This window comes from Thermus sp., from assembly GCF_039793865.1.
In the GTDB taxonomy this organism is placed as follows: domain Bacteria; phylum Deinococcota; class Deinococci; order Deinococcales; family Thermaceae; genus Thermus.
The window spans coordinates 67,014-75,002 of the sequence record NZ_JBAMMI010000091.1 but is presented as its reverse complement, the minus strand read 5'-3'; the positions used below and the strand labels follow the sequence as shown (position 1 = coordinate 75,002).

9 protein-coding genes and 1 pseudogene are annotated in these 7,989 nt (G+C 69.4%); 7 read left to right on the top strand and 3 right to left on the bottom strand.

Going from position 1 to position 7,989, the window contains the following annotated elements; all coding sequences use genetic code 11:
* Positions 1-316 precede the first annotated feature (316 nt).
* The 7 genes and pseudogenes from ABJK26_RS09115 (at position 317) to ABJK26_RS09085 (ending at position 5,071) form a co-directional block, all read left to right on the top strand.
* Positions 317-1,048 (top strand): sulfite exporter TauE/SafE family protein, encoded by a 732-nt coding sequence (locus tag ABJK26_RS09115; protein WP_347241970.1) that lies wholly within the window; start codon positions 317-319, stop codon positions 1,046-1,048.
* Positions 1,049-1,254: 206 nt separating this feature from the next.
* Positions 1,255-1,800 carry a bifunctional pyr operon transcriptional regulator/uracil phosphoribosyltransferase PyrR gene (gene pyrR, locus ABJK26_RS09110; protein WP_347241969.1) on the top strand — a complete coding sequence of 182 codons (546 nt, stop codon included), beginning with the start codon at positions 1,255-1,257 and terminating at the stop codon, positions 1,798-1,800.
* A complete protein-coding gene (locus ABJK26_RS09105; protein WP_347241968.1) occupies positions 1,797-2,702 on the top strand; it encodes an aspartate carbamoyltransferase catalytic subunit in 906 nt (301 codons plus the stop codon). The genes pyrR and ABJK26_RS09105 overlap by 4 nt, the downstream gene beginning before the upstream one ends.
* Before the next feature lie 19 nt (positions 2,703-2,721).
* Entirely contained in the window at positions 2,722-2,871 is a 150-nt protein-coding gene (locus ABJK26_RS09100; protein WP_347241967.1) for a hypothetical protein, read from the top strand.
* The gene (locus ABJK26_RS09095) at positions 2,843-3,310 is read left to right on the top strand and encodes a type II toxin-antitoxin system VapC family toxin (protein ID WP_347241966.1); all 468 of its coding nucleotides are present in this window, start codon (positions 2,843-2,845) and stop codon (positions 3,308-3,310) included. Before ABJK26_RS09100 ends, ABJK26_RS09095 begins: the two co-directional genes overlap by 29 nt.
* The gene (locus ABJK26_RS09090) at positions 3,307-4,587 is read left to right on the top strand and encodes a dihydroorotase (RefSeq protein WP_347241965.1); all 1,281 of its coding nucleotides are present in this window, start codon (positions 3,307-3,309) and stop codon (positions 4,585-4,587) included. Before ABJK26_RS09095 ends, ABJK26_RS09090 begins: the two co-directional genes overlap by 4 nt.
* Positions 4,588-4,591: 4 nt before the next feature.
* Positions 4,592-5,071 (top strand): annotated as a pseudogene (locus ABJK26_RS09085) (Uma2 family endonuclease).
* A 17-nt stretch (positions 5,072-5,088) separates the two neighbouring features.
* Here ABJK26_RS09085 and ABJK26_RS09080 read toward each other — a convergent pair.
* The 3 genes from ABJK26_RS09080 to ABJK26_RS09070 form a co-directional block, all read right to left on the bottom strand.
* Complete coding sequence (locus ABJK26_RS09080; protein WP_347241964.1) at positions 5,089-6,129, bottom strand: quinone-dependent dihydroorotate dehydrogenase; 1,041 nt, start codon at positions 6,127-6,129, stop codon at positions 5,089-5,091.
* 82 nt (positions 6,130-6,211) lie between these two features.
* Positions 6,212-7,522 (bottom strand): dipeptidase, encoded by a 1,311-nt coding sequence (locus ABJK26_RS09075; RefSeq protein ID WP_347241963.1) that lies wholly within the window; start codon positions 7,520-7,522, stop codon positions 6,212-6,214.
* A partial coding sequence (locus tag ABJK26_RS09070) for a helix-turn-helix transcriptional regulator (protein WP_347241962.1) occupies positions 7,519-7,989 on the bottom strand: 471 nt, incomplete at its 5' end. The genes ABJK26_RS09070 and ABJK26_RS09075, both read right to left, overlap by 4 nt.

The following is a 7,989-nucleotide window of genomic DNA, read 5'->3' as shown; positions in this document are numbered from 1 at the left end:
CTCCTATACCACCAGAAGTTATAGGCATGGGCTAGCGACCTTGAGCACCCGGTGCTCACCAGGACCCATCCCTCCCACGCCTCCCCCCGGGCCCGTCACACCCGCACCAGGTCCACGAGGGGGCGGCTTGCGTGGTGAGGGGCGAGGGGGATGCCCAAGCTTTGGCTGTGGGAAAGCTTTTTGAGGGCCCCCACTGCGGCTTTTGCCGCGGTGGGGTACTAACACCTTGCGGAGGGACTTGGGGCCTGGGGCGAGGAGTCCGGCTATGTAGGCTTGCCGGAAGGGCGCTTGCGGGTCTACCGATAGTATGAGCCCCATGGGCCTTCTCATCGGCTTCCTCGGCGGGGTCTTCGGGGGCCTCGTGGGCCTGGGCGGCGGCACGGTGATGATCCCCTTGATGGTGGGGCTTCTCAAGCTTTCCCAGCACCGGGCCCACGGCACGAGCCTGGTGGCCGTCTTCTTCACGGGGCTTGTGGGGGCCTTGACCTACGGCCTGCAAGGCTCCTTGAACCCGAAGGCCGCGCTTTTCCTGGCCCTCACCGCCATCTTCACCGCCCGTTTCGGCGCGCGCTACGCCCACGGCCTCTCCGAGAAGAACCTCAAGCGGGCCTTCGGCGGGTTCCTCATCGCCGTGAGCTTGCTCCTCCTCCTCAGGCCCTACCTCGCTCCCGTGGGCCTGGTGCGGGGCGAGTTCCTAGAGGACCTCGCCCTCCTCCTCGCCGGGGCCTTCACCGGCTTCCTCTCGGGGATGATGGGGGTGGGCGGCGGGACGATCATGGTCCCGGCCATGGTCCTCCTCCTGGGGATGCCCCAGCACACCGCCCAGGGGACAAGCCTCCTCGCCATGGTCCCGGCGAGCCTGGTGGGGGCCTACACCCACCTGCGCCTGGGGAACGTGGACCGGGACCTCGCGCTAGGCCTCGTGCCCGGGGTCCTGGCGGGCACCTTCCTCGGAGGGGAGCTGGCCCACGTCCTCCCGGAAGGCGCCCTGAGGCTCGTCTTCGCCGCCGTGCTCGTCTGGACGGGGTGGCGGTACGCCCGTCCATAAAAGCCTTTAGCGCCACCTGGAACGCGGTCATCGTCCTCGGGCGGGGTTCCCCTTGCCCGGAAGGGGCAGGGGGTGTAAGGTGGGGGTGGCCTTTAAACCGGTCCCGCGAGGCCGGAAAGGGGGAACGATGCGAGAAACAAGGGAGAGGACCAAGGCCAGGCACGGCGGCGGAGGCTTCGGCCTCCGCCCTTTTTTGGGGGTGGGGCGTGCGCTATAAGGCGGAGCTCATGAACGCCGAGGAGATGCGGCGGGCCCTCTACCGCATCGCCCACGAGGTGGTGGAGGCCAACAAGGGGACGGAGGGCCTGGCCCTGGTGGGGATCCACACCCGGGGCATCCCCCTCGCCGGGCGCATCGCCCGCTTCATCGGGGAGTTTGAGGGGAAGGAGGTGCCCGTGGGGGTCTTGGACATCACCCTCTACCGGGACGACCTCACGGAGATCGGCTTTAGGCCCGAGGTGCGGGAGACCCGGATCCCCTTTGACCTCACGGGAAAGGCCATCGTCCTGGTGGACGACGTCCTCTACACGGGCCGCACCGCCCGGGCCGCCCTGGACGCCCTCATAGACCTGGGAAGGCCCAGGCGCATTTATCTCGCGGTCCTGGTGGACCGGGGGCATAGGGAGCTTCCCATCCGGGCGGACTTCGTGGGGAAGAACGTCCCCACCTCCCGGAACGAGGTGGTGAAGGTGAAGGTGGTGGAGGTGGACGGGGAGGACCGGGTGGAGCTTTGGGAAAGGGAGGGGGCATGAGGCACCTCCTGGACTTCCAGGGCTGGAACAGGGCCGAGGTGGAGGGCCTCCTGGACACAGCCCGGGTGATGCGGGAGGTCCTGGAGCGGCCCATCAAGAAGGTCCCCGCCCTCCAGGGCTTCACCGTGGCCACGGTCTTCTTTGAGCCCTCCACGAGGACGCGGATCTCCTTTGAGCTCGCCGCAAGGCGCATGTCGGCGGACGTGGTCTCCTTCGCCGCGGCCACCAGCAGCCTGCAGAAGGGGGAAAGCTACAAGGACACCCTCCTCACCCTCGAGGCCATGGGGGTGGACGCCTACGTGATCCGGGCCGATGCCGCCGGGGTGCCCCACCAGGCCACCCGCTGGGTCAAGGGGGCGGTGATCAACGGCGGGGACGGCCGCCGCGCCCACCCCACCCAGGCCCTCCTGGACGCCTACACCCTCCTCGAGGCCCTGGGGACCCTAGAGGGGAAGAAGGTCGCCATCGTGGGGGACATCCTCCACTCCCGGGTGGCCCGCTCAAACGCCGAGCTCCTTCCCCTCCTCGGGGCCCGGGTCTTCCTGGCGGGCCCCCCAAGCCTCCTGCCCAAAAGCCTTCCAGGGGTCCACCTTACCCCCCATCTGGAGGAGGCCCTGGAGGAGGCGGACGCCGTCATGGTGCTCAGGCTCCAGAAAGAGCGCATGGAGGCGGGGCTTGTCCACCTGGAGGACTACATCGCCCGCTACCAGGTGACCGAGAGGAGGCTCGCCCTGGCCAAGCCCCAGGCCCCCCTCCTCCACCCCGGCCCCATGAACCGGGACGTGGAGCTCGCGGGGGCCTTGGCCGACTCGGAAAGAAGCCTGGTGAACCGCCAGGTGCAAAACGGGGTGGCGGTGCGCATGGCGGTGCTCTACCACCTTTTGGTGGGAAAAGGGAGGTGACGTGCGGTACCATGAGGCCATGGTGAAGGCCGAAGAAGCCCTGGCGGAGCTTCTCCAGCGGGTGCGGGTCCGCCCCCCGCAAAAGGCCCGCAGGAGGCGCCCTAAGCCGGTGCTCCTCAAGGGAGAAACGCCCCCTCTCCATGAACTCCTCACCCAGGAACGGCGCTAAGGTCTTCTTCGCCGACACCAGCGCTCTCCTCTACCTCGTGGTGGACCACCCTGGCGAGCCCTTCGCCTGGGTTCGGGGCCTCCTCCGGGAGGCCCCCCTGGCGGCCTGCGACCTCTTCCTCCCGGAAGCCGTGGCCGCCCTAAGGGGGCGCCGGGACGGGGGCCACCTGAGCCCGAGGGGCTTTCGGAAGGCGGTGCGGTCTTTAGAAGAGCTTCTGCCGAGCCTCTACCTCGTGGAAAGCGGCCTGGCCCTGATGCAGGCGGCAAGCCTCCTTGCCCGCGAGCATCCCCTGCGGGGAGCGGACGCCGTCCACCTGGCGGCGGCCATGGCCCTTTTTCGCCAGGTTGCGGGGGTGTTCTTGACCCTGGACCGCAGGCAATACCGGGTAGCCAAGGCCCTGGTGCCCACCTACCCGGTGCCCGAACTGGAGGAAGCATGATCCTGATCCGAAACGTGCGGCTCGTGGACGCTATGGGGGAACGGGGCCCCCTGGACGTCCTCATCGGCGAGGGAAGGATCCTCTCCCTGGAAGGGGGGGAGGCCGAAGAGGTGGTGGACGGCAAGGGGTGCTTCCTCGCCCCGGGGTTTTTGGACCTCCACGCCCACCTTAGGGAGCCGGGAGAGGAGGTGAAGGAGGACCTTTTCTCGGGGCTTCTGGCCGCGGCGCGGGGCGGGTACACCGACCTCGTCGCCATGCCCAACACCAAGCCCCCCGTGGACACCCCGGAGGCGGTGCGGGCCCTGAAGGAGAAGGCCAGGGCCCTGGGCCTCGCGAGGCTCCACCCCGCGGCCGCCCTCACCCTGGGGCAGGAGGGGAAGCACCTCGCCCCGGCGGGGCTTTTAAAGGAGGCGGGGGCCCTCCTCCTCACCGACGACGGCCACACCAATGAAGACGCCGGGGTCCTGGCGGCGGGGCTCCTCCAGGCCGCGGCCTTAGGCCTTCCCGTGGCGGTGCACGCCGAGGACGCGAGCCTCAGGCGAGGGGGGGTGATGAACGACGGGGCCCTGGCGGACCTCCTGGGCCTTCCCGGAAACCCCCCGGAGGCCGAGGCCACAAGGATCGCCCGGGACCTCGAGGTCCTGCGCTACGCCAGAAGGCGAAGCCAGGCCACCCCCAGGCTCCACGTCCAGCACCTCTCCACCCGGCGGGGCCTGGAGCTCATCCGGGAGGCGAAGAAGGCGGGCCTTCCCGTGACCGCCGAGGCCACCCCCCACCACCTCACCCTCACCGAGGAGGCCCTGAGGGGCTTTGACCCCCTCTTCAAGGTGGCCCCGCCCCTCAGGGGGGAGGAGGACCGGGAAGCCCTCCTAGAAGGGCTCCTAGATGGAACCCTAGACGCCGTCGCCACCGACCACGCCCCCCACACCCTGGCGGAAAAGGAGATGGACCTCCTCCGGGCCCCCTTCGGCATCCCGAGCCTCGAGGTGGCCTTCCCCCTCCTCTACACCGAGCTCCACCTCAAGCGGGGCTTTCCCCTCCCAAGGCTCGTGGAGCTTTTCACCGATGGCCCCAGGCGGGTCCTGGGCCTCCCCCCCCTTCACCTGGAGGAAGGGGCCGAGGCGAGCCTGGTTCTCCTCTCCCCCAAGGAGCGCCCCGTGGACCCCAGCGCCTTCGCCTCCAAGGCCCGCTACTCCCCTTGGGCGGGGTGGGTCCTCGGGGGCTGGCCCGTCCTCACCCTGGTGGCGGGCCGGATCGTCCACGAAGCGCTAGAATAGGGGCGTGCTCAAGAAGCTTTTGGAGGCGGACGCCATCGGCCTCAGGCTGGAGTGGGTGGGGGGGCTTCCCCTCTGGGAGGCCCAGCCCACCTACCGGCACCAGAAGGCGGTGGACCGGATCCGGCAAAGCCTCCGGCCTAAGGGGGGCGCCCCCTGCGCTTGCGTCCACGTGGCCAGCGTCTACGTGCGCTTCCCCGATGGCTCCTAGAAAAGGCCCGACATCGCCGTCTTCTGCCGGGAGCCCGAGGAGCTGGACGAGGCCATCACCCTTCTCCCCGAGGCGGTGGTGGAGGTGGTGAGCCGGGGCTACGAGGCCAAGGACCTGGAAATCGGCCCCCGCTTCTACCTCTCCCAGGGGGTGAAGGACGTGGTGGTCTTTGACCCCTACACCCTTCTCGTCCTCCACCTGCGCCGGGACGGGGCTTTCCGCCACGTTTCCCCTGTGGAGCTGGAGCTTAAGGCGGGCTGTCTCCTCACCGTTTAAACTCCCCTCCCCCGGGCTTAAGGGCGGCGAAGCTCCCTCAAGGAGGAAACGCCCTCCGCCTCCATGAGGCGGAGGAGCCCCAGGAGGAGCCTCCTGGGAAAGAGGGGCCCCCCGTAGACGAAGCCCGTGTAGACCTGGACCAGGCTCGCCCCGGCCTTGAGCCTCTCCCAGAGGTCCCAAGGGGTCTCCACACCCCCCACGCTCACCAGGGCAAGCCCCTCCGCGCCCTCCGCCAGGTGGCGGAGAACCTCCAGGGCCCTCTTCTTCAAGGGCCTTCCCGAAAGCCCCCCGGCCTCCTGGGCCCAGGGGCTTTTCAGGCCCTCCCGGGCGAGGGTGGTGTTCACCGCCACCAGGCCCTGGAGGCGGTGCTTCCGCGCCAGGTCCACCACCTGGTCCAAGGCGGGCCAGGAGAGGTCCGGGGCCACCTTGAGGAGGAGGGGCTTTGGGGTGGCCGGGCGGAGGCGGGCGAGGAGCTCGTCCAGAAAGGGCCCCTCCTGGAGCGCGCGAAGGCCTGGGGTGTTGGGAGAGCTGACGTTCAAGACGAAGTAGTCCCCGAAGGGCTCTAGGATGCGGAGGGCCTCGAGGTAGTCCTCCGCCGCCCGCTCCAGGGGCGTGTCCCGGTTCTTCCCCAGGTTGACCCCCACGGGCAGGGGAAGCCCCCTCTGGCGGAAGCGCTTTAGCCTCTCCGCCGCCTCCAAGGCCCCCCGGTTGTTGAAGCCCATGCGGTTGATGAGGGCCCGGTCCTCGGGGAGGCGGAAAAGCCTCGGCCTGGGGTTTCCCTCCTGGGGCCTCGGGGTGAGGGTCCCCACCTCGGCGAAGCCGAAGCCCAGGGCCCACCAGGCCCCTAGGGCCCGGGCATCCTTGTCCATCCCCGCGGCGAGGCCCAGGGGGTTGGGGAAGGCCACCCCAAAGGCCTCCACCCGGAGGCGGGGGTCCTCCACCCGAAGGAGCGCCGCGGGAACCCGCAAAAGGGGCCCCCGCTCCGACCACCAGGCGAGGAGGCCCAGGGCGAGGCCGTGGGCGGCCTCAGGTTCCAGGGCCAAGAGGAGGCGGTGCATGGCCCCATGCTAAGCGCCCGCACCTTGGCTTTGCAACACGGGATGCCGGAGCTTGGGCTTTGGGAAAGCTCTTTTGGGGTACTTAAAGCCCCCCCTCCACCAGGAGCTCGTGGAAACGCCGGATAACCGCCACGCCCTTCTCCAGGTTCACCAGGTCCAGCTTCTCGTTGGGGGCGTGGAGGTTGTCGTCGGGGAGGCCGAGGCCCAAAAGGACGATGGGCGCCCCCAGGGTCTCCTTGAGCTCGGCCACCACGGGGATCGTCCCGCCCTCCCGGGTGTAGACGGGGGGCCGCCCCCAGACCTCCTCCAAAGCCCGGGCCATGAGGCGCATGGGGGGGCTGAAGGGGTCGGTGAGGACGGGCCTGCCCCCGTGGAGCCTAAGGACCTCCAGGGCGTAGCCGGGGGGGCAGACCGCCTTCAGGTAGGCTTCGACCTGGTCCGCCACCTCCTCCGGGTCCTGGTCCGGCACCAGGCGCATGGAGAGCTTCATCCCCGCCTCGGCGGGGATCACCGTCTTGGAGCCCTCTCCCTGGTAGCCGCCCCAGACGCCGTTCGGGTCCAGGGTGGGCCGGGCCCAAAGCCTTTCCAGGACCGAGTAGCCCTCCTCCCCCGGGAGGACCTCCACCCCGAGCTCCCGCTTCAGGGCCTCCTCGTCCAGGGAGGGCCAGAGGGCCTTTTCCTCCTCGGAAAGGGGGCGGACCCTCTCGTAGAAGCCCGGGATCAGGATCCTCCCCGTCCGCTCGTCCTTCAGCCGGGCGAGGAGCCACCCCAGGGCCTGGATGGGGTTCGGGGCCACGCCCCCGAAGGCCCCCGAGTGGAGGTCCCGCCTCGCCCCTCTAAGGCGCACCTCGAGGTAGCAAAGCCCCCTAAGGCCGTAGGTGAGGGTCGGGGTGTAGGGGGCGAACATGGCCCCGTCGGAGACCACCACCACGTCCGCCCGAAGCTTCTTTTGGTGGGCCTGCACGAAGGGGGAAAGGTGGGGGCTTCCGATCTCCTCCTCCCCTTCCACCAGGAACTTCAGGTTGACCGGGGCCCCTTCCGCCGCGAGGACGTGGGCGAAGAGCTGGCCCTTGTCGTCCGAGGCCCCCCGGGCGTAGACCCGGCCCTCCTTTACCACCGGGGAGAAGGGCGGGGTCTCCCAGAGCTCCAGGGGGTCCGGGGGCTGGACGTCGTAGTGGCCGTAGACGAGCACGGTGGGAGCCTTCTCGTCCACAAGGCGTTCGGCGTAGAGGATGGGGTGGAGGGGGGTTTCGTGGAGCTCGGCCCGGAACCCCAGGGCCTTAAGCCTCTCCTGAAGCCAAAGGGCCGCCCGGCGGACGTCCTCCTTGCGGGCGGGGTCGGTGGAGACCGAAGGGATGGAAAGGAACTCCAAAAGGGGCGCCAAGGCGTTCACGCGCCCATACTACTCCCTTGGAAGAGGCCCTTGCCCTCCTCCAGGAGGAGGAGCCTGAGCCGGGCCACCTCGGCCTCAAACCGGGCCTGCAGGGCCTCGAGCTCCGCCCGAAGCCGCATGATCTCCTCCACCCCCGCCAGGTTCACCCCAAGCTCCTGCGTCAGGCGGCGGATCTCCCGGAGCTTCTCGATGTCCCGCTCCGAGTAAAGCCGCGTCTTCCCAGAAGACCGCTTCGGCTTGATCAAACCCTTCCGCTCGTAAAGCCTCAGGGTCTGCGGGTGCATCTCCACCAGCTCCGCCGCCACCGAGATCACGTAGACCGGACGGTCCTTGGGGGAAGGCTTGGCCGCCTCCCCGGGGGCAGGAAGGGCCTTGCGCTCAAGCTCCTGGAAGCGCTCCCCGATCTCGGCCTTGAGCCGGGCCACCTCGGCCTCAAACCGGGCCTGCAGGGCCTCGAGCTCCGCCCG

Bases quoted from the DNA above. Each gene is read 5' to 3' on its own strand.
- ABJK26_RS09115 (WP_347241970.1), top strand. From the start codon at position 317: ATGGGCCTTCTCATCGGCTTCCTCGGCGGGGTCTTCGGGGGCCTCGTG.
- ABJK26_RS09105 (WP_347241968.1), top strand. From the start codon at position 1,797: ATGAGGCACCTCCTGGACTTCCAGGGCTGGAACAGGGCCGAGGTGGAG.
- ABJK26_RS09100 (WP_347241967.1), top strand. From the start codon at position 2,722: ATGGTGAAGGCCGAAGAAGCCCTGGCGGAGCTTCTCCAGCGGGTGCGG.
- ABJK26_RS09095 (WP_347241966.1), top strand. From the start codon at position 2,843: ATGAACTCCTCACCCAGGAACGGCGCTAAGGTCTTCTTCGCCGACACC.
- ABJK26_RS09090 (WP_347241965.1), top strand. From the start codon at position 3,307: ATGATCCTGATCCGAAACGTGCGGCTCGTGGACGCTATGGGGGAACGG.
- ABJK26_RS09080 (WP_347241964.1), bottom strand. From the start codon at position 6,129: ATGCACCGCCTCCTCTTGGCCCTGGAACCTGAGGCCGCCCACGGCCTC.